The sequence below is a fragment of the Clostridium aestuarii genome (assembly GCF_026735135.1).
Taxonomy (GTDB): Bacteria; Bacillota; Clostridia; order Clostridiales; family Clostridiaceae; genus Clostridium_H; species Clostridium_H aestuarii.
In genome coordinates, this window is sequence record NZ_JAPQER010000002.1 from 503,386 (window position 1) to 525,290 (window position 21,905).

Annotated in this window: 22 protein-coding genes; all 22 read right to left on the reverse strand. The window is 28.1% G+C overall.

Going from position 1 to position 21,905, the window contains the following annotated elements; translation table 11 throughout:
• Nucleotides 1-8: 8 nt before the first annotated feature.
• A complete protein-coding gene (locus tag OW763_RS06625; RefSeq protein WP_268040645.1) occupies nucleotides 9-1,703 on the reverse strand; it encodes a HAMP domain-containing sensor histidine kinase in 1,695 nt (564 codons plus the stop codon).
• Between the two features lie 8 nt (nucleotides 1,704-1,711).
• The gene (locus OW763_RS06630; protein ID WP_268040295.1) at nucleotides 1,712-2,407 is read right to left on the reverse strand and encodes a response regulator; all 696 of its coding nucleotides are present in this window, start codon (nucleotides 2,405-2,407) and stop codon (nucleotides 1,712-1,714) included.
• A 25-nt stretch (nucleotides 2,408-2,432) separates the two neighbouring features.
• Nucleotides 2,433-3,149: a peptidoglycan editing factor PgeF gene (gene pgeF, locus OW763_RS06635; RefSeq protein WP_268040296.1), complete on the reverse strand. Its 717-nt coding sequence runs from the start codon at nucleotides 3,147-3,149 to the stop codon at nucleotides 2,433-2,435.
• Nucleotides 3,150-3,260: 111 nt separating this feature from the next.
• Complete coding sequence (gene nrdR / locus OW763_RS06640) at nucleotides 3,261-3,725, reverse strand: transcriptional regulator NrdR (protein WP_268040297.1); 465 nt, start codon at nucleotides 3,723-3,725, stop codon at nucleotides 3,261-3,263.
• A 67-nt stretch (nucleotides 3,726-3,792) separates the two neighbouring features.
• On the reverse strand, nucleotides 3,793-4,047 hold the full coding sequence (locus OW763_RS06645) for a YlmC/YmxH family sporulation protein (protein ID WP_268040298.1): 255 nt from the start codon (nucleotides 4,045-4,047) through the stop codon (nucleotides 3,793-3,795).
• A 105-nt stretch (nucleotides 4,048-4,152) separates the two neighbouring features.
• Complete coding sequence (gene sigG, locus OW763_RS06650; protein WP_268040299.1) at nucleotides 4,153-4,926, reverse strand: RNA polymerase sporulation sigma factor SigG; 774 nt, start codon at nucleotides 4,924-4,926, stop codon at nucleotides 4,153-4,155.
• A 73-nt stretch (nucleotides 4,927-4,999) separates the two neighbouring features.
• Nucleotides 5,000-5,749, reverse strand: a complete 750-nt coding sequence (sigE, locus tag OW763_RS06655) for an RNA polymerase sporulation sigma factor SigE (RefSeq protein ID WP_418921799.1) — start codon at nucleotides 5,747-5,749, stop codon at nucleotides 5,000-5,002.
• Nucleotides 5,721-6,515 carry a sigma-E processing peptidase SpoIIGA gene (gene spoIIGA / locus OW763_RS06660; RefSeq protein ID WP_268040301.1) on the reverse strand — a complete coding sequence of 265 codons (795 nt, stop codon included), beginning with the start codon at nucleotides 6,513-6,515 and terminating at the stop codon, nucleotides 5,721-5,723. Before spoIIGA ends, sigE begins: the two co-directional genes overlap by 29 nt.
• A 152-nt stretch (nucleotides 6,516-6,667) precedes the next feature.
• A complete protein-coding gene (ftsZ, locus tag OW763_RS06665; RefSeq protein WP_268040302.1) occupies nucleotides 6,668-7,777 on the reverse strand; it encodes a cell division protein FtsZ in 1,110 nt (369 codons plus the stop codon).
• A 16-nt stretch (nucleotides 7,778-7,793) separates the two neighbouring features.
• A complete protein-coding gene (gene ftsA / locus OW763_RS06670) occupies nucleotides 7,794-9,044 on the reverse strand; it encodes a cell division protein FtsA (RefSeq protein ID WP_268040303.1) in 1,251 nt (416 codons plus the stop codon).
• A 225-nt stretch (nucleotides 9,045-9,269) separates the two neighbouring features.
• Nucleotides 9,270-10,325: a type IV pilus twitching motility protein PilT gene (locus OW763_RS06675; protein WP_268040304.1), complete on the reverse strand. Its 1,056-nt coding sequence runs from the start codon at nucleotides 10,323-10,325 to the stop codon at nucleotides 9,270-9,272.
• A 194-nt stretch (nucleotides 10,326-10,519) separates the two neighbouring features.
• Nucleotides 10,520-11,224: an RNA polymerase sporulation sigma factor SigK gene (gene sigK / locus OW763_RS06680; RefSeq protein ID WP_268040305.1), complete on the reverse strand. Its 705-nt coding sequence runs from the start codon at nucleotides 11,222-11,224 to the stop codon at nucleotides 10,520-10,522.
• A 66-nt stretch (nucleotides 11,225-11,290) separates the two neighbouring features.
• On the reverse strand, nucleotides 11,291-12,949 hold the full coding sequence (locus OW763_RS06685) for a penicillin-binding transpeptidase domain-containing protein (RefSeq protein ID WP_336296881.1): 1,659 nt from the start codon (nucleotides 12,947-12,949) through the stop codon (nucleotides 11,291-11,293).
• 60 nt (nucleotides 12,950-13,009) lie between these two features.
• Entirely contained in the window at nucleotides 13,010-13,636 is a 627-nt protein-coding gene (udk, locus tag OW763_RS06690; protein WP_268040306.1) for a uridine kinase, read from the reverse strand.
• Nucleotides 13,633-14,862, reverse strand: coding sequence for a peptidase U32 family protein (locus tag OW763_RS06695; protein WP_268040307.1), 1,230 nt, complete (start codon nucleotides 14,860-14,862; stop codon nucleotides 13,633-13,635). The genes udk and OW763_RS06695 overlap by 4 nt, the downstream gene beginning before the upstream one ends.
• Nucleotides 14,855-15,511, reverse strand: coding sequence for an O-methyltransferase (locus OW763_RS06700; protein WP_268040308.1), 657 nt, complete (start codon nucleotides 15,509-15,511; stop codon nucleotides 14,855-14,857). The genes OW763_RS06695 and OW763_RS06700 overlap by 8 nt, the downstream gene beginning before the upstream one ends.
• Nucleotides 15,512-15,543: 32 nt before the next feature.
• Nucleotides 15,544-16,554, reverse strand: coding sequence for an endolytic transglycosylase MltG (mltG, locus tag OW763_RS06705; protein ID WP_268040309.1), 1,011 nt, complete (start codon nucleotides 16,552-16,554; stop codon nucleotides 15,544-15,546).
• Nucleotides 16,555-16,575: 21 nt separating this feature from the next.
• A complete protein-coding gene (typA, locus tag OW763_RS06710) occupies nucleotides 16,576-18,399 on the reverse strand; it encodes a translational GTPase TypA (RefSeq protein ID WP_268040310.1) in 1,824 nt (607 codons plus the stop codon).
• Between the two features lie 460 nt (nucleotides 18,400-18,859).
• A complete protein-coding gene (locus OW763_RS06715) occupies nucleotides 18,860-20,527 on the reverse strand; it encodes a ribonuclease J (RefSeq protein ID WP_268040311.1) in 1,668 nt (555 codons plus the stop codon).
• A gap of 49 nt (nucleotides 20,528-20,576) precedes the next feature.
• Nucleotides 20,577-21,023, reverse strand: a complete 447-nt coding sequence (locus tag OW763_RS06720; RefSeq protein ID WP_268040312.1) for a Fur family transcriptional regulator — start codon at nucleotides 21,021-21,023, stop codon at nucleotides 20,577-20,579.
• A gap of 126 nt (nucleotides 21,024-21,149) precedes the next feature.
• On the reverse strand, nucleotides 21,150-21,416 hold the full coding sequence (locus tag OW763_RS06725; protein WP_268040313.1) for a DUF1292 domain-containing protein: 267 nt from the start codon (nucleotides 21,414-21,416) through the stop codon (nucleotides 21,150-21,152).
• 37 nt (nucleotides 21,417-21,453) lie between these two features.
• Nucleotides 21,454-21,864, reverse strand: a complete 411-nt coding sequence (gene ruvX, locus OW763_RS06730; RefSeq protein WP_268040314.1) for a Holliday junction resolvase RuvX — start codon at nucleotides 21,862-21,864, stop codon at nucleotides 21,454-21,456.
• Nucleotides 21,865-21,905 lie beyond the last annotated feature (41 nt).

Below are 21,905 nucleotides of genomic sequence, written 5' to 3' on the forward strand. Positions count from 1 at the left end.
ATGCTGCCTTATAATGGTATTTCAACTGTAAACTTAGTTCCCTTTTCTATTTCACTTTCAACATAAATATCTCCACCAAAACTTAATACTATATGTTTAACTATCGCAAGTCCTAGCCCAGTTCCACCTTGTGCTCTAGATCTAGCCTTATCTGCTCTGTAGAATCTTTCAAATAATCTATGCATATGTTCTTTAGATATTCCCTGCCCTGTATCCTTAACCCAAACAATGCTTCTATTATTTTTAACATTATTCCCTATATATACAGTATCATTTTGTTCAGAATATTTTATTGCATTATCAACAAGATTTATAACCATTTGCTTAAATCTATCTTTATCACCATATATTATAGATTCCTCTTCAGAAACAACTTCTATTTTTATATTTTTCTTATCCGCCGCATGTTTCATTAAATTGTAAACATCATTAATAATTATCTTAACATTAATTTTCTCTTTTATTCTACAATTCTTTTGCTGCTCAATATCTGATAAAACTAAGATATCACTTATTAATCTAGTTAATCTATCTGCCTCATCTTCTATTATAGATAAAAACTTCTCTCTTGTTTTAGAATCTTCAACATATTTTAGCGTTTCCGAAAATCCCTTTATTGAAGTAAGAGGAGTTTTTAATTCATGAGATACATTAGCTACAAATTGACTTCTTATATTTTCTAATCTTTTTATATCTGTAATATCTTGAACAACAGCAACAGTGCCAATATGCTCCTTGTCACTAATAATATCAGCAGTTTTTACTTTTAATTCTCTTTCTTGTGGCCAAAGTATTTTTATTTCTTTAGACTCTTCATTATTTTTAAATATATCTTCTAACTCGTGATTCCTGACACCTTCCATTAAATTATGTCCTATTATTTCTTTTTTCACACCGAAAATTTTTTGAGCATACGGATTGATCATTATTACTGTATAACTTCTATCAACTGCTATAACGCCACTATCCATACTTTTTAATATTGCTTCTAACTTGTTTTGTTTTTCTATGGAATCTTTTAATGTATATTGAAGTTTGTCTGCCATACGATTAAAAGTCTTGGCTAGCTGTCCTATCTCATCTCTAGTATTTATACTTGCTCTTCTATGAAATTCACCCTTTGCAATTCTAGATGTTATAAATTCTAAATCTCTAATTGGTTTCACAATAACATAAGATAGTTTTGATGAGAATAAAACTGCTATTGCAAAAACAATAATTAATACAATTGAATAGTATTGTAGATATTTTCCTTCAAATCCAGTAACTATTTCCATAGGCATTGCACTTCGTATAATGTATCCATCTTCAAAAGTTGTAGCATAGTACATCATGGTTTTACCTAAAGATTCACTATACCTTATACTATACCCCTCTCCTGATTTGCGAGCTTGTAATACTTCTTCTCTACTATTATGATTATCTAAATTAGAAGATACCATATCAGAATCGCTGATTACAACCCCTTTAGGACCTATTAATGTTACCCTAAAACGAGATTCTCCAAAATTTTTTATATAAGCACTTCTATTAGAAATAATACTAGAATTTATTAAATTAATAGCAATTTCATTATTCATCATTAAGCTCTTCTTTGTATTTTGTTCATGTTGATAATTAACTATCATCATATAAAGTGCTGTAACCATAGCTAAACTTAGCACTATTGTACTAAGTATTGATACCATAAGTTTACTTTTCATTTTCATCATTATTCACCTGGATTAAATCTATATCCTATCCCTCTTATAGTTTGAATAAATCTAGGGTTTTTATCATCATCCTCTACCTTTTTTCTTAGATGTCTAATATGAACATCAACAGTTCTAGTTTCTCCAATATATTCATATCCCCAAACTTTATCTAATAAAAAATCCCTTGTCATAACTCTTCCTTTATTTTTAATAAGCACTTCAATTAATTCAAATTCTTTTAAAGTTAAATCTATTTTGTATCCGCTTTTTATAACTTCATGTTTTTGAAAATCAATGGATAAGTTTCCAAATTTTAATACATTATCCATGTATTCCGTTTTTGTTCTTCTTAAAATAGCTTTAACTCTTGCTATCAATTCCCTTATAGAAAAAGGCTTTGTTATATAATCATCTGCTCCCAATTCTAACCCCAAAATTTTGTCCAGTTCTTCACCTTTTGCAGTTATCATAATAATGGGTATGTTCGATATTGAGCTATCTCGCCTTACTTCCTTACAAACGTCATATCCATCCATTCCTGGCAACATAACATCTAATAAAATCAATTGCGGCATTTCTTTTCTAGCTAAGTTCAAAGCTTCTAGACCATCACCAGCACATACGGTCTTATACCCATTTTTGTTTAAGTTAAACTTTATAAGTTCTTGTATATGTTCTTCATCATCAACAACTAATATTTTTTCTTCAGCCATTAAATTTATACCTCCAACGGTAAATTTATTTTATAAATACAAATGAAAACATTCTTCCACTTTCTTCTTTGTTTTTTCTATATGAATGTAATTTATATTTTTTGCTACAAAAGGTACATATATTCAAAGTATTAATTTGATTATTCTCTATTCCTATACTCCAGAGTTGTTTTAAAATACATTTCTGCAAGTTTAACTTTCTATCAATTGATATATCTATATCCTTATATAATTCCAAACTTTTAAATTGCAAAATCAATTCCTCACTAACCTCATAGCAACACCCCATATTGTGTGGACCAATATATATTTTTAAATCTTTAACTTCACTATTATAATCTTCAATCATTTTTTCTATTGCTCTTATAGAAATATTTTTTATAGTACCTTTCCACCCACTATGTACAGCAGCAATAACTTTCTTGTTTTTATCATATACAATAATAGGTACACAATCAGCAGTAAAAACTCCTATTGCTATTCTTTTTTTGTCTGTAATAATTGCATCTCCATCGTAAATCATTCCATCATATTTATAAACTTTATCACCGTGAATCTGATTAAGATATCCTACTCTTTCTAAATTAAACCAATTTTTTAATTTGTTTATATTTTTTAATCCTAGCTGAGTATTCTTATTAAAGTCCAAGTCACCTCTAGCAGTAGAAAAATATATTTCAGCATTATCTTCTTTAAATTTTAAAAATTCATATCCCTTCAGTTTAAAATCATTATCACTCATATATCTGCTCCTTTTATTTTAACATTATTATAAAACATAATAATAAATTATTTATATAAATTAACTTTTTTAACTATATTTTAACACAAAAAAATGCCCCTCATATTACCATTAGGGCATTTTTTTATTAGACATTAAATTTTTTATTTCTTCCATAAAAGTATTAACATCTTTAAATTGTCTATATACAGAAGCAAACCTAACATATGAAACTTCATCAATATCTTTAAGTCTGTCCATTATCAATTCACCTATATACTCTGATTTGACCTCAGTAACCATTTCATTGCTCATTTTCTTCTCTATTTCATCAGCAATCGCATCGATTTGTACTCTAGAAACAGGTCTTTTTTGACAAGCTTTTAATAATCCGTTAATTATTTTAGATTTATCAAAATACTCTCTACTTGAATCTTTTTTTATAACCAAAATAGGTATATCTTCTATTTTTTCATATGTAGTATACCGTTTATTACACTCTAAACATTCTCTTCTTCTTCTTATTGCCTTATGGTCTTCTGTAGATCTAGAATCAACTACCTTACTTTCCTCAAAGCCACAGTATGGACATTTCAAGTTATCACGTCCTTTTTCTATATTATTGCATATGATATATTATAACTTTTTTTTATATAAAATTCCACTATTTATTATCCAAACTCAATTCTCTTTTACTTACTAAGATTACATCTATTCCTATTCTAATAATTTCATCCCACATGACCTCCATATAATCATTTTTATCAAACCATGAACTCTTTTCAGTAGGTATTATTAACGATATAATTCTGTAATTTTCACAATCAACTTTTAAATCTCTAATAAAGCCTAATTTAGAACCAGTATTTATATCTATAACTTCCATGGACTTCAAATTATTTATGGAATATAATTCCATGAAATCAGCCCCCTTTAAGATTTTAGTGTTTGTACAAATATATGTATGTCTTCTTTCATATTATTACTCTTATTTTTATCATAAAAAATATAGAGCCTTTAGGCTCTATATCTGCTTTCTCATATGTTTTAATGCCGTCTTCTCAAGTCTTGATACTTGAGCTTGGGATATTCCTATTTCATCAGCTACTTCCATTTGTGTACGCCCTTGAAAAAACCTCATATTTAATATCATTTTTTCTCTATCATTCAATTTTTTCATTGCTTCTTTAATAGATATTTTTTGAAGCCAATTTTCATCTACACTCTTACTATCACTTATTTGATCCATTACATAAAGAGCATCTCCTCCATCGTGATATATCGGCTCAAATAGTGATACTGGATCTTGGATTGCATCTAACGCAAATACAACTTCTTCTCTTGGAATATTCAATTCCTTTGCTATTTGTGAAACTGTAGGTTCTTTATTCTGTTTACTTACAAGTCTATCTCTTACCTGAAGAGCTTTATATGCAATATCTCTTAGTGATCTGCTAACTCTAATAGAGTTATTATCTCTCAAATATCTTCGTATTTCTCCTATTATCATTGGCACAGCATAAGTTGAAAACTTAACATTTTGACTCAAATCAAAATTATCAATAGCCTTTATCAGCCCTATACATCCTACCTGAAATAAATCGTCTACGTTTTCACCTCTATTATTAAATCTTTGAATTACACTTAAAACTAACCTCAAATTTCCTCTTATAAATTTCTCTCTTGAAACATTGTCACCATCCTTCATTTTTAACAATAGTTCTTTCATTTCTTTTCCTTTTAGTACAGGTAATTTAGCAGTATTTACCCCACAGATCTCTACTTTGTTTATCATCATAAAAAATCAGCTCCCTCAGAGTAGTGGCATTTAAATTATCCCCTGAGGAGCAATTTTTTATACTAAGGACAATCTATACCATTTTATTAATTTCCTTCTTAAGCCTTTTAATTATTCTTTTTTCCAATCTTGATATATAAGATTGAGAAATACCAAGCGAATCTGCAACTTGTTTCTGCGTTTTTTCCCCTTTGCCACTTAATCCAAATCTTAATTTTATTATTTCTTTTTCTCTATCGCTTAATTTTTTCATAGCTATAAATAAAAGTTGTTTATCAACTTCATCTTCAATAAAATTATATACCATATCATTTTCTGTACCTAAAATATCTGATAATAACAACTTATTTCCATCCCAATCAGTATTTAATGGCTCATAAAAAGAAATTTCTGCTTTCACCTTATTATTTCTTCTTAAGTACATTAATATCTCATTTTCTATACATCTAGAAGCATAAGTAGCTAACTTTATTTTTTTTTCTGGATCAAAAGTATTTACAGCTTTTATAAGTCCAATTGTACCTACTGAAATTAAATCTTCTACTAAAATTCCAGAGTTTTCAAATTTCCTAGCTATATATACTACTAGCCTTAAGTTTCTTTCAATTAAAATAGTTCTTACACTTTCATCCCCATCTATAATTTTAGTAACAAGATTTTCTTCCTCTTCCTTTGAAAGTGGAGGAGGCAAAGCATCATTTCCTCCTATAAAATATACTTTTCCAAAGAAAATTTTAAATTTTAATAATAATCTGTTTAACAGGATATTAAATTTAATCAAAATCCACCCCTCCTTAAAGAATTCCCCTAGATAATAATGCATTATAATCATTTAAAGTACTCAATTGATTATCACAAAAAGCAACTATAACCTGTCTATCCTCAAATCTATCTTCCATATATATTCTAATATATTTAGGTTTAAATCCTTCTAACTTACCACAACATCCATTTATAACTTTATAAGGAATAAAAAATTTATTTTTAATATTAAAGTCCATATCTTTAAATATATTTTTTTCAACTATTATTACCGGTAAGCTAGTAGCAGGTTCTGTTAGTTCATTACCAGTATCTAGAAAAGCTCTTACCTTTTTTTTATCTTTATTTACAACTATATCTACATCATATATTAAATTACCTAATTGTCTTCTTCCTCTAATGTAAACACTTATTCTATGTATTAATATATACGTTATCATAATTGATGCTAATAAACCTTTATATGAAAAAGTATCAAAATTCATTTTTATCTTTATAGTACTATTCAATTCAATAAATAGACACAGACCAGCCAATAACATAGAATATAATATAAATAACAAAGAAGCTTTAAAATTAAATAAAAAATTACTCTTTTTAAAACAAATTATAACCATGCTTACTGCAACTGCTAATTTAATTGGAATATAAAATAAATATTTAAATTTTGTATATACTGAAATCACAGCATATAAAGTACCTATTATTGAAGCTAAAATCTTATAAAGTAGTTTTGTATTTACTTTTAAAGTTTGAGCTGTAATATATAGTAAAAATAAATTCACTATAAAGTTTTCTATAATAAATATATCTAAATAAACAATCAACTTCCCCCCTCCTTTAAACTAATTATATAACTATTTATTTCAAAATTTTGTCATTTCTTATATTTAAAAAGTTTTTTTATATTTGATTGTTTTTACATTTTTTTCATTTTACAGGTAATTTTTTATAAAAAAAAAGCGCTATATAGCACTTTTTATTTATTATATCTTCTTAAAAAAGCAGGGACTTCCAAATCAACCTGTTCATATTCTCTTGAAGCTGCTGCTTCATTAAAAGACGACATATTATTTTCTTTATTACTAATTTGTTCTTTTTGCTTTAAAGGGGGTGGCGTTTTTTCTTCTTTTATTTTTTCTTCAAATCCTGTAGCAATAACAGTTATTCTTAGTTCGTCTTTTAGATTTTCATCAATCACAGCACCAAAAATAATGTTAGCATCAGGATCAGCAGCTTCTTGAACTATCTCAGCAGCTTCATTTATTTCAAGTAATCCTAAATCTGGTCCTCCAGTTACGTTTAACAGTACTCCTGTTGCACCAACAATTGAAGTTTCCAACAAAGGACTCGAAATAGCTTGTTTAGCTGCATCTTGAGCTCTGTTATCTCCTGTTCCCTGTCCAACTCCCATATGAGCTAAACCTCTATCTAACATAATAGTTCTAACATCAGCGAAATCTAAATTCACAAGTCCAGGAATAGTAATTAAATCTGATATACCTTGTACACCCTGTTTTAAAACATCATCAGCATATTTAAACGCCTCTACTAATGAAGTCTTTTTATCAACCATAGAAAGCAATCTTTCATTTGGAATAGTTACAAGAGTATCTACAGTTTCTTTTAAACTTTTTATTCCCATTTCAGCATGAAGCATTCTTTTTCTACCTTCAAATGGAAACGGTTTTGTAACAACCCCTACAGTCAATATTCCCATAGCCTTTGCAACTTCTGCTACCACTGGTGCAGCACCTGTACCAGTACCGCCTCCCATTCCAGCTGTTATGAATACCATATCTGCACCTTTTATTGCTTGCTCAATTTCATCTTTACTTTCTTCAGCAGCTTTTCTGCCTATATCCGGATTAGCTCCTGCTCCTAATCCTTTTGTTAGTTTATCACCTATCTGTATCTTTTGTGAAGCTTTAGAAACAGCCAATGCTTGCTTATCTGTATTAATACCTATAAACTCAACATTTTTAAGACCTTCTGCAATCATTCTATTAACAGCATTATTTCCTCCGCCACCACATCCTATAACTTTTATCTTAGCAAATTGTTGAACATCTACATCAAAATCTAGCACAATAATAACCTCCTTACTAAAAAAATTCATTAAAAAATTCTTTTAGTTTTGATACAAAATTATCTTTATTTTCTTTTTTCTTAAAATTATTTCTTATATTTGAATCATTGTTAACCTCATTTTCAAGGTCATCTAAATTATTGCTTATTTTCATAGTATTTACAATATCATTAATAATTCCAACAACAGTAGTATATACAGGACTTGCTGCTCCCATATAATTAGGAGAACCTATTTTTACAGATTTGCCTAAAATATTTGAAGCAAAAATATTAATACCATTAAATAAAGCTAATCCGCCTCCAACTATAACTAGTCCTGAAATTTCATCATTATAATTATTTTGTTTAAGCTTGTCCATAACATAACGTAGTATTTCTTCACATCTAGCTTCTATTATTTGATTTAAATAATTCAGTTCTATTTCCTTAACATCATTGTATCCTGTATTAATTTTAATCTTTGTATTATCACCTTTTTTGCTTAAATCCCCATATTTTATTTTTAATTTTTCTGCTTCTATAAAAGGTATTTTTAAACATATAGATATATCATTTGTAATGTTATCTCCACCTAATGGCATCATACCAGTATAACAAAGATTTCCTTTTTTATATATAGAAATATCCGTTACTTGTGATCCAATATCTATAAAAGCGATACCTCTTCTTCTTTCCTCACTAGTAGAAACTATTTGTGAAATTGCTTGCTGTTGTAAAACTTCACCATTAATATTTATTCCAGCTCTACTAATGCTTTTTCTCAGATTATTTACTATAGTACTTTGTGCCATAACTACTTGAGCATCAACTTCAAGTCGCATACCACTCATACCAATAGGTTCAATAATATGATCATACCCATCTACTATATATTGGTGAGGAACAATTCCTATGATTTCTTTATCTGAAGGAACAGTTATTAATTTAGCAGCTTCTAATACTCTCATCACATCATTTTCTTTAATTTCTTTATCATCTGAAGCTACAGCAACTATGCCTTTATTATAAATTAGTTCACTCACACCTGCTGGTAAAGTCACATAAACATTAGAAATATTTATATCTACCATTCTCTCTAAATTTTTAACACACTCTTTAATAGCTCGAGAGGTACTATCTATATCCACTACAACTGATTTTTTTAATCCATCACATTTTACAGCTGTAATCCCAACTATACGTATTTCACCAGTATTATCTACTTTTCCAACAGCACCATATACATTAGATGATCCTATATCTAGCCCTACTATATATTTGTGCATCTGGTTTACCCTCCCTTACAGAATCTCTTAAAATATATATTCAACAAAAAATTCTTTTTTCCTTTTATTCTGTAAGAATATTTAATGGTTTTTTTTATTAGATATAATTATAATACAATATTTTATAAAACAAAATACTTTTATGCTAATTATTCCCATCATATTCTATGACCTAATAATTATTTTAACACAAAAAATATTTAAATACTATATTTTTGTACACATTTATAAAGTAATCATTCTTTTTAACATATCTCTATCAATAGAATATGTTAATGCACTTTCATATGAGATTAATCCTTTTTTATACAACTCAGCTAAACTACTATCCATAGTTTTCATTCCATACTTACTTCCTGTTTGAATTGAAGATTGTATTTGATGAGTCTTTCCTTCTCTTATTAAGTTTTGTATAGCAGAATTTAATATCATTATTTCAAGTGCTGCTATTCTTCCGTTTTCATCACTTCTAGTTACTAATTGTTGAGAAATGATTCCTTCAAGGACAGCTGCTAATTGAATCTTTATTTGCTGCTGTTGATAAGGTGGAAAAACATCTATTATTCTATCTATGGTTTTAGCTGCTCCTATGGTATGTAAAGTTGATAATACCAGATGACCTGTTTCAGCTGCGGTAATTGCTGTAGAAATAGTTTCAAGATCTCTCATTTCTCCTACAAGTATAACATCTGGATCTTCTCTTAATGCTGCTTTTAATGCCGATTTATATGATAATGTATCTTTTGCTATTTCCCTCTGATTAATTATTGACTTATTATGCCTATGTAAATATTCTAAAGGATCTTCTAATGTTATAATATGAGCAGCCCTTGAAGAGTTTATTTCATTTATCATCGCTGCAAGTGTAGTACTCTTACCACTCCCTGTTGGTCCTGTAACAAGTACAAGACCTCTTTTCTTTTTGGTTAATTCCTTTATAATTGACGGCATTTTTATTTCATTTAAAGTCGGTATTTTTAATCCTACAGCTCTAATAGCAATAGCATCACTCCCTCTTTGTTTATATACATTTATTCTAAATCTTCCTACTCCCGGTAATGAAAATGAAGTATCTATTTCTCCTTTTTTTTCATATTCACCATACGTCTCTCCTAAAAGTTCCTTTACATATTTTTTTGTATCATTAGTTGTTAACTTTTTATCACCTATGCCACTAAGTTTACCATTAATTCTTAACGTTGGTACAATACCTACAGTTATGTGTAAATCAGATGCGTTTTCTTTAACTGTTTTCTCCAATAGCTCATTTAAAGTCATCAATATTATTTCCCCCTATTATGTTACAATGTTAATTTATAATATTTCGTCAAAACATTATTTTTATTTATAGTTATTTTTCGTAAATTTTTAATATTTTTTAATACCTAAAATAACTTTATATCTTATTTTTGCTAATTTAAAATGATTTTTATAATACCTTATTGTAATAGTTGTAATATTTGTATTAATATTGATTATTTTTTATTTATACAATTAAACTCCTTATATAGTTTTTTTAGCGCTCTTTTCTCTATTCTAGATACATATGATCTTGAAATTCCTAAAAGATTTGCTATTTCTCTTTGAGTTCTTGGCTTTCCATCATCCAGCCCATATCTCATTTTAATAATATTATTTTCTCTTTGTGTTAAGCATGTATCTATTTTATCATAAAGCTTCTTTATCTGTATTCTACTTTGAACAATTTCAACAACTGAATCCTCATTGCTACTCAATACATCCATAAGAGATATCTCATTACCTTCTTTATCAATTCCTATGGGTTCTTGAAGATATACTTCATTTTTGAATTTTTTAGTATTTCTAATAAGCATAAGTATCTCATTTTCAATACATCTCGCAGCATATGTCGCAAGTCTAGTCCCCTTTGAACTATCAAAAGAATCAATAGCTTTAATTAAACCTACTGTTCCAATTGATATCAAATCATCTATATCTTTATGGGGATAAGAGTATTTTTTTACAATATGAGCTACAAGTCTTAGGTTTCTTTCTACCAAAATACTTTTAGATAAAGCATCTCCTTCTTTTAGTTTATTTAAATAATATTTTTCTTGTTTTTCATTTAATGGTTGTGGAAAAGAAGTTCCATTACTAACATAAGCAGTAAAAAATGTCATATTCCCAATCATATTCATTAAACAGTTAATAAAAAACACAAGGATATCCTCCTAATAGTGCTTATTACTATAATATGATTGTTATAGAAAAATTTGCATGTACACCTAAAATTTATTTAAATAATTATATATTTCCTTTACTATATCTTTAAAAATAGGTGCAGCAGTATTTCCTCCACTATTAATATTTCCTATATTTTCTACAAAAATTATCATAGAATAATATTTTTTATCGACTTTAAAAAATCCTATAAACCAACCGTCATAATATTTATTTTTTTCTTCTTGCCTTTCAGCAGTCCCTGTTTTTCCTCCAACTTCAATATTATTTATGTATGCTTGATTTCCTGTACCATACTGTGATTTCACGACATCAATCATTTGACTTTTTAAAGCATTCGCTATATTTTTACTTAATACTTGTTTTTTTTCTAAATTATTTACATTCTCTATAATTTTATTATCATTATCTACATATGCTTCAATTATATACGGTTTAACATAAACTCCTTCATTTACTACTGTATTAGGTATGCTTATAGCTTCAATTGGAGTAATTCTTTGTTTTTGTCCAAAAGATGCTAGTTCTACATCTCCAACCTCATCTTCATCTCCTTCAAATATTCCATTAATTTCCTCATCAAAATTCAATACTTTTTCAAATAATCCTTGTTGTTTAGCATACAGATTAATCTTATCAATGCCTACGTGCACTCCAATTTGTGCATATATATCATTAGATGATTCTATTAATGCTTGACCTGCATTCATATATTCATGTTTTTCATGACCCTTATATCTTTTACTTAAATTAGAGTTTATTTTATATATATGATTAAGTGAAACCCTACCCGTTTCTAGACCAGCCTCTTCAACTATAACTTTAAATATTGACCCTGGGAAAAATCCATGGTTCGTAGCTACTCCTAAGTTTATATTTGGCTTCGAATCATCCTTTTGTACCATACCTTTTATTTTTCCAGTATTGGTTTCCATTAATATTGCACCAATTTGATTATATTTATAATACTTCTGCTTATCCAATATTCTTTTCATGACTTCCTGAATATTTCTGTCCAACGTTAATCTAACATTTATATTTTCTTGTGGTATTGTTAAGTATTCATTATATATATTACCATAAACATCCTTTTTAAAAACATTATATATATATTTATTATTTTTAGTTTTTTCAGCAATTTGACTTTCTATTGAATTTTTAGTTTTTTTCTTAAACTGATTATTAATAACTTTATTTGTATTTGTTATAATATTTTCTATTTTCCACCAAGCACTATCTCTGTTCACTCCTACATATGTATACGCGTAAAATCCTTTTACTCCTCTAATTTTTATTAATTTATTATATGTATTTTTATCAACCTGGAACTTCATTTTTTTACTATTGCTCTTTAAATTAATTTTATTAATATCATAATTTTTGTTATAATTTTTTAAAATAATATTTAATGCATATATATCCTCAGATTTTGTATAATAATTCTTTGTTAGATAAGTATATGGATCTATAACTGCATAATATTTATTAGTACATTCTAACAATTCTGTACCATTATGATCCAAAAGCTTATAATTTAATTCTTGTACTTTTTCTCTATATTGATACTGATTATCCGCCATAACTTTAAATTCTTTAGTATCTAAATATTGATAAGTTATTATTTTACATACTAATATCGTAAAAATAAATATAAATATTATAAAAATATTATAACATCTTTTTCTATATATTTTTTTATTCAAAAAAACACCTCCTTTAGGTTAAATTTTAGCCTAAAATAGGTGTTTTATTCATATTAAATATCATTTATTCTCTAACAAAATTTGTTTTATTTTTGATACCAAAATATCAATAGCTACTTTATTATGTCCACCTTCTGGCACAATAATATCTGCATACCTCTTTGTTGGTTCAACAAATTGAATATGCATAGGCTTTACGACACTAAGATATTGATCAATAACCGATTCTACAGTTCTTCCTCTTTCATTTATATCTCTAAGCATTCTTCTTATAATTCTAACATCGTCATCTGTATCCACATATATTTTAATATCTAATAATTCCCTTATAGCTGGTTCTTGTAGTATCATTATTCCTTCAACCATAACAATATCTCTTGATTCAACTTTAATTGTATCTTTTTTTCTTGTATGTTCTTTAAAATCATATATAGGCTTATAGATAGTTTTTTCATCCAAAAGCATTTTTAAATGCTTCACTAGTAATGAAGTATCAAAAGCATCTGGATGATCATAATTAGTTTTGATTCTTTCTTTAAAAGCTAAGTGAGTTTGATCTTTATAATATGAATCCTGTTCTATTATAGCTATACATTCTTGATTGAAGCTTCTATAAATTTCCTTAGCTACAGTACTCTTTCCAGATCCAGTTCCACCTGTAATTCCTATTAATATTGGTCTTCTCATTTATTACTCTCCCTGGCTTTTATTAATATATCTTTTTCTTGTAGTTTTTTATTTACTTTTATATTAAATATCATTTGAGCTGAACGTGCAGCTTCAATAGAATTTCCATTTTTATCTTTCATGTCTTTTAAAATTACTTCAAAACTATCTCCTTTTGCTCTTAAAACTTCAACTTTCTCACCTTCAAAAACTCTGTTTCTTTGTTCTACTGTAGCAGTAAAAGTATCTTCATCAAATTTTTTCACAATACCTATAATATCATAATTTCTCACATACGAAGATGACTCATACGTTTCTATTTCATTCTCTCCAAAATAAAATCCTGTAGAATAATTTCTATGACTAGGTTTCATTAGACAATTAATCCATTCTTCTTTAAACTTATATTCCTTTGGATTTTCTAAATATGAATCCAAAGCTTCTCTGTATGCTTTAACTACAGAAGCAACATAATACGCACTTTTCATTCTCCCCTCTATTTTAAGAGAATTTATTCCTGCTTCAACAAGTTGTGGTATGTGTTCAATCATACATAAATCTTTAGAGTTTAAAATATAAGTCCCTCTTTCATCTTCAAGTATTGGGAAAAATTCTCCTGGTCTTTTTTCTTCCATTAAATAATATTGATATCTACAAGGTTGAGCACAAAGTCCTCTATTAGAATCTCTGCCTGTCATATAATTTGATATAAGACATCTTCCTGAATATGATACACACATAGAACCATGCACAAAAGCTTCAATTTCGCATGTTTTTGGAAGCTTCTCTCTAATTTCTTTCATTTCTTCTAAAGATAATTCTCTTGCTAACACTATTCTTTTTAAACCAATTTCATGCCAAAATAAAGCTGATTTCCAATTTACATTATTAGCTTGTGTACTTAAATGTAGTTCCAAATTTGGTGTAACTTCTTTTGCAGTAGCTATTATTCCTGGATCTGATACAATAATTGCATCCACACCTAGCTCATATAATTCTTTTAAATATTCTTCAAGTCCAATCAAATCATCGTTATGTGGAAAAACATTTACAGTAACATAAATCTTTCTTCCTCTATCATGAGCATAACTTATACCTTCTTTTAATTTTTCAGTATTAAAGTTATCTGCAAGTGCTCTTAAATTGAGCTTACTACCTCCTAAATAAACCGCATCTGCTCCAAAATCTATAGCAGTTTTTAACTTTTCTAAGTTACCTGCTGGAGCTAATATTTCAGGTCTATTCATTTGTACCCCTCCTTGTAGTAACTGCAATACCATCTCCCATAGGTATTACAGAAGTAATAAGATTTTTATCCTTAGAAACTAATTCTAGATAGTTTCTCATTCTTTTTACAATTGTAATCTTTCTTCTTTTTATAAGCTTATCAGACGCTACCATTCCTCTAAATAAAACATTATCTGCAACAATAATACCATCTTGATTTAACAATCTTAAACAATGTGGTAAAAAATGATTATAATGTCCTTTTCCAGCATCCATAAAAACCATATCATACTTATCTTCTATTTTTTCTAAAACTTCTAGACATTCGCCTTCAATCAACTTTATTTTTTTATCTAGTCCATGATTAGAAATATTTTTCTTAGCTATGCTAATCATTTTCTCATCTCTTTCTATGGTAGTTATTTCACTTTTACCATTTGAAGCTAAATTCATAAGAATTGATGAATACCCAATAGCTGTGCCTAATTCTAAAATTTTTTTAGGCCTCTGAGTTGTTACTATAAATCTCAAAAAGTTTCCTACTTCCTTTTGAACTATAGGCACATTCTCTCTCTCTGCAAATTCTTGAAGTTCTTTTAAAATCCCTTTTTCTTCATCAATCAAACTTCTTATATAATCACTCATGTAGCTATGTGCTACTCCACTCATTAATGTTCCTCCAAACTTAAACACTATAATATTTAGTTACTTTTTTTATATCTTTCTTTAGCTTTTAAAAAATCCTTGTAATTATTTGTAAAATAATGTTTTTTATGATCTGACAACACATAATATATATATTCATTATTATCAGGATTCAAAGCAGCTTCAATACATGATTTGCCTGGATTAGATATTGGTCCTGGTGGAAGTCCTTTAACTTTATATGTATTATACGGTGAGTCTATTTCTAAATCTTTTAAGGATAATTTTCCTTTATGTTTACCCATTGCATACAAAACGGTAGCATCAACTTGTAACCTCATACCCTTATCTAATCTATTATAAAACACAGAAGAAATTTTATTTCTATCACTATCAGTCCTTGCTTCTTTTTCAATAACTGATGCAATTGTTATTAATTCTTGAATATTACTTATTTCCTTATTTTCTTTTTCAGTAATATCATTTAAAACTTCTTCAAATCTATTTAACATTTTTTTTATTATTTCCTCACCTGTATCTCCTTTTTCAAATTCATATGTATCAGGAAACAAATATCCTTCTAGTGAATATCTTATATTTGAGCTTACTTTAATAAATTCAGGAGTAGGATATTTCTCACAACTTTTTAAAAACTCTTGCTTTTTCATTATCCCCTTTTTCTCCATAATCTCACTTATATCTTCGATATTATACCCTTCTGGAATTGTAATTCGAATACAATTTTTACTTTCATTTCCTTCATTTAATATCTGAATAAATTTCTTAATTGATACATCAGCATCAATTAAATATTCTCCAGGTTTAATATTAGTATTTAATTTCTTACCATTAACATACACTTTAATTAAATATTTATTTTTAATTAAACCTTTTTTACTTAATTTATCTATTATTGTATATAAAGAATTTCCTTTTACAATAGAAACCGGCACCTTGCCAGTTTCTACCATAAAAGGATGTTTGATGGCATAAACAAATTTTAATACTAAAAAGCTCAACATAAACAATATAATAATACTTACAGTAAGCCCTTTTTTATTTTTCATCAATTCACCCCATGAAAATTATTATTTCCTTCTTGAAAGTCTCTTTCTTTCTGTACTATCTAATATTGTTTTTCTCATTCTAATATTTTCAGGCGTAACTTCAACAAGTTCATCTTCAGCAATAAACTCAAGACACTGTTCAAGACTCATTTCAATTGCTGGAATAAGTTTTAATGATTCATCAGCTCCTGATGATCTTGTATTAGTTAAATGCTTTTTCTTACATACATTTACATCTATATCATCTGCTCTTGAACATTCTCCTACAACCATACCCTTATAAATTGGCACACCAGGTTTTGCAAATAATTTTCCTCTTTCTTGAGCATTAAATAAGCCATATGTTATAGCTTCACCCTCTTCAAATGCTACTAGAGAACCTCTTGTTCTTCCTGGTATTTCTCCTTTATATTCTTCATATCCATTAAATACATGGTTCATTATACCATTACCTTTTGTATCAGTCATAAATTCATTTCTGAAACCTATAAGACCTCTTGCAGGTATTTCAAACTCTAGTCTTGAATATCCATTAACGGCAGAAGTCATGTTTATCATTTCTGCTTTTCTAGGTCCAAGCTTTTCCATAACCACACCCATAAATTCTTCTGGTACATCTACAGTTAAATATTCAATAGGTTCCATTCTTTTTCCATCTTCTTGATGGTATATAACAGTTGGTTTTGAAACTTGAAATTCATATCCTTCTCTTCTCATTGTTTCTATCAAAATTGAGAGATGTAATTCTCCTCTACCACTCACTTCAAATACATCAGTTGACTCAGTTTCTTTAATCCTTAAACTTACATTTGTTTCTAATTCCTTAAACAATCTATCTCTTAACTGTCTTGAAGTAACAAAGTCTCCTTCTTTTCCAGCAAATGGGGAATTATTTACAATAAAGTTCATACTAAGAGTAGGTTCATCAATTTCAACAAATGGTATAGCTTCTGCACATGAAGTATCTGCAATAGTCTCTCCTATATTGATGTCAGGTATACCAGTAACTGCAACTATATCTCCAAGTTTTGCTTCAACAACTTCCTCTTTTTTTAATCCATTATAAACATATAAATTTGCAACTTTAACATTTTCTTTTGTTCCATCTCTTTTAATTACAGCAACTTGTTGATTTTTACTAATTTCTCCTCTTTCAATCTTACCAATTCCAATTCTTCCTACATATTCATTATAATCAATTGTAGTAACTAATAATTGAAGTGGTTGATCTATATATCCTGAAGGGGCATTAACATTTTTAATTACAGCATCAAACAAAGGCTTCATATCTTCATTGTTATCATCCACTTCATATTTAGCATATGCACCTTTTGCAGAAGCATAAACTATTGGGAAATCAAGTTGCTCATCATCAGCACCAAGTTCAACAAATAAATCAAATACCTCATTTATAACTTCTTCAGGTCTTGCATTAGGTTTATCTATCTTATTAATTACAACTATAGGTTTTAGTTCAAGTTCTAATGCTTTTTTTAGAACAAATTTAGTTTGAGGCATAGCTCCTTCATAAGCATCTACTACTAAAAGAACACTATCAACCATTTTAAGTACACGTTCTACCTCTCCACCAAAATCAGCATGTCCAGGAGTATCAACAATATTTATCTTAACACCATTATAAAATACTGATGTGTTTTTTGAAAGAATAGTTATTCCTCTTTCTTTTTCCAAATCATTTGAATCCATAATTCTTTCTTCAACCTTTTGATTTTCTCTAAATACCTGGCTTTGTTTTAGCATTGCATCTACTAATGTAGTTTTACCATGATCAACATGTGCAATAATTGCTATGTTTCTAATGTCGTTTCTTACGAATAATTCCATTTTCTTTCCTCCATACTTTCAAATAACTATCATAATTAGATTATATTTTAGCAAATAAAAATTGGATACTATTTTAGTATCCAACTTTATACTTATCATACTAATGATAATATCATAAGTTTAAAAAGTCAACATTTCAAAAACTTACTTTTACTGTTTCAAAGATATATTTACACCCATTGTTGCATTTAATATCTTTATTATGCCTTACCATAGTGCTCCAAATCTAGATTCCTTGAAATAATCAAATCCAAATTTTACAATTTATCTTTTGTTGCTTAATCTATTTCTGCTGCTTCTATTTGTTGTGAATATGCCTGAAATTAAATTTTTCTAAAATTCTCTAAAATCTTCTTATTTTATTAACTTCTCTATTTTTTTTTACTTCATCACAATTTTTCAATACAATTGTAAACTAATGAGCTATATCATAAATATTCACTTTTAACACATTGGTGTATTATATTTCCATAATTATTGGAAGTATCATTGGTTTTCTCTTAGTTTGCTCATACAAAAACATTCTAAGCACTTCTTTTACTTTTGACTTTATAACAGCCCATTCTGTAATGTGTTTTTGTTCACATTCTCTTAAAGCACTTCTAACTATACTTTTAGCTTCATCCATTAAATCTTCAGACTCTCTAACATATACAAATCCTCTAGATATAATATCAGGTCCAGCTATCACTTTACCGTTTTCTTTAGCAATAGTAACAACAACTGTCAATATTCCATCTTGAGATAAATGTCTTCTATCTCTTAAAACTATATTACCAACATCCCCAACACCTAGTCCATCTACAAATATCTGACCTGAAGAAACACTTCCACTTTTCTTTATATATTCTTTTGTAACTTCAATTACTCCACCATTTTCAGCTATAACTATATTACTCTTTGGTAAACCTAGTTTCATTGCAAGATCAGCATGTTGTTTTAACATTCTATACTCACCATGTACAGGTATAAAAAACTTAGGCTTTACAAGTGTATGCATTAATTTAAGCTCTTCTTGACACGCATGACCAGATACATGAACATCTGCAAGTGCTTCATATATTACATTTGCTCCTTGTTTAAATAACTGATTTATCACTTTTGACACTAATTTTTCATTTCCAGGAATAGGAGTTGCTGAAATAATAACCATATCACCTGGTACTATGTTCACTTTTTTATGGTCTGAAGATGCCATTCTTGAAAGAGCAGACATAGGTTCTCCTTGACTTCCTGTGGTAATTATAGTTATTTTGTCATTAGTATATTTTTTTATATCATCTATACTGATTAAAGTTCCTTCTTCATATTCTAAGTAACCGAGTTCAGACGCAACTCCAACAATGTTTTCCATGCTTCTTCCTGATACTGCAACTTTTCTTCCAAATTTAGATGATGCTCCAATTATTTGTTGAATTCTATGAATATTAGAAGCAAAAGTTGCAACTATTATTCTTCCATCAGCTTTTGAAAATATATTTTCAAAAGTTTCTCCTACAGTTTTTTCTGACATTGTAGAACCTGGTCTTTCTACATTTGTACTATCAGCGAGCATAACAATAACACCTTTTTTACCCAATTCTGCAAATCTAGTTAAATCCGCTACTTGCCCATCTATCGGCGTATAGTCAATCTTAAAGTCACCAGTATGTAATATAATGCCTAATGGTGTATGGATTGCTAAAGCTACGGCATCAGCAATACTATGACTAGTTCTTATGAATTCTATAGACATATTGTTAAGTTTTATAAATTCTTTAGGTTTTACTCTATGCAATTTACACGAACTTAATAACCCATTTTCTTTCAGTCTATTTTCAACAATTCCTAACGTTAGTTTTGTTCCATAAACTGGTACATTTAATTCTCTCAGTACATACGGAAGAGCACCTATATGATCCTCATGTCCATGTGTTAAGAATATTCCCTTGATTTTTTCTTTATTTTTTATTAGATACCCTATATCAGGTATAACTACATCAATACCTAACATTTCATCATCTGGAAACTTAAGTCCGCAATCTATAATAACTATCTCATTTTTGTATTCAAAAGCTGTTAAGTTCTTGCCTATTTCATTTAATCCACCTAATGGAATGATTTTTATTTTATCTTTTTCTATTTTCAATACCCTACCCTCCTTTTAAACAAGTATTTTAATTTATAATTTTAAATTTTTATATACATTTATCACAAATTCCAAAAAATTTCACACTATGATTTTGTATTTTGAATTTATATTTTGTTTCTAATTTTTTTTCTATTGAATCAAGTAAATCGCCTTCAACCTCAATTACTTTACCACATTTTGTACATATTAAATGATGATGTTGATGCACTTGATCTTCATTAACTAATTCATATCTATTACATCCATCATCAAGGCTTAATTTGTACACTATACCTATTTCTTCTAACAACTGTATAGTTCTATATACCGTAGCCAAACCTATTTCAGGACATTCTATTTTTACAAGATCATATAATTCTTCAGCAGTAAGATGTTTTCCTTTATTTTCTATAATTATATTAACTATAGCTCTTCTTTGAGGCGTCAATTTATATCCATTTAATTTTAATTTATCTTTTAACCTATCAATTTGTGATGAAGATACTTTAGACATTTTAATACCTCATTTCCTATATTTGTTAATATATTTCCACTAAGCTTATCACATTATCTAAGTTAAGTTTAATATTAATTTTACATTTTGTCAATTGATAATCATTGTTATTATTATGGTTTTCTATTAATTAAGCTTATCCTGTTCTAAACATAATGTTTCATATGCTTCTGTTACCATTTCAAATTCATCTTCATCATCTATAGTTACAAAAATGTCTTCACCTTTATCATCTTTATCTATTTTAAATGCTACAGCTTCAACCTCATCACCTTCTGTAGGTGCAACAATTACATATTCGCTATCTTCAATATCGAATTTCATAATAAGTTCAAATTCTACTTCATTGTTTTCTTCATCTCTTAATATAATTGTATTTATATTATTTTCCATAATCATTCTCCTTTAACAATATAATTCAAATATCAAATTACCTAATACTATCTAAATATCCTTGTAAAATATACGTAGCAGCTATTTTATCTACTAGTTTTTTCCTTTTAGCCCTTGACAAATCAGCTTGTAACATAGCTCTATTCGCTGCTGCTGTTGTAAGTCTTTCATCCCACATTTTTACAGGCAACTGAATGCTTTCTTTTATCAATTCAGAAAATTTCAAAGCTTTTTCTCCTTGAATTCCTATTGTTCCATTCATATTTTTAGGAAGTCCACAAACAAATTCCTCAACACTATATTCATTACAAATTTTAACTAATTCATTTATATCATATTCTTCATTTTTTCTATTTATTGTTGTAATCCCTTGTGCTGTAATTCCTAGAGGATCACTTATAGCAACCCCTATAGTTCTATCTCCGATATCTAATCCAAGTATTCTCATGAAGTATCTCCTCTATTGCATATTGTGTGTAATGTTAAAAT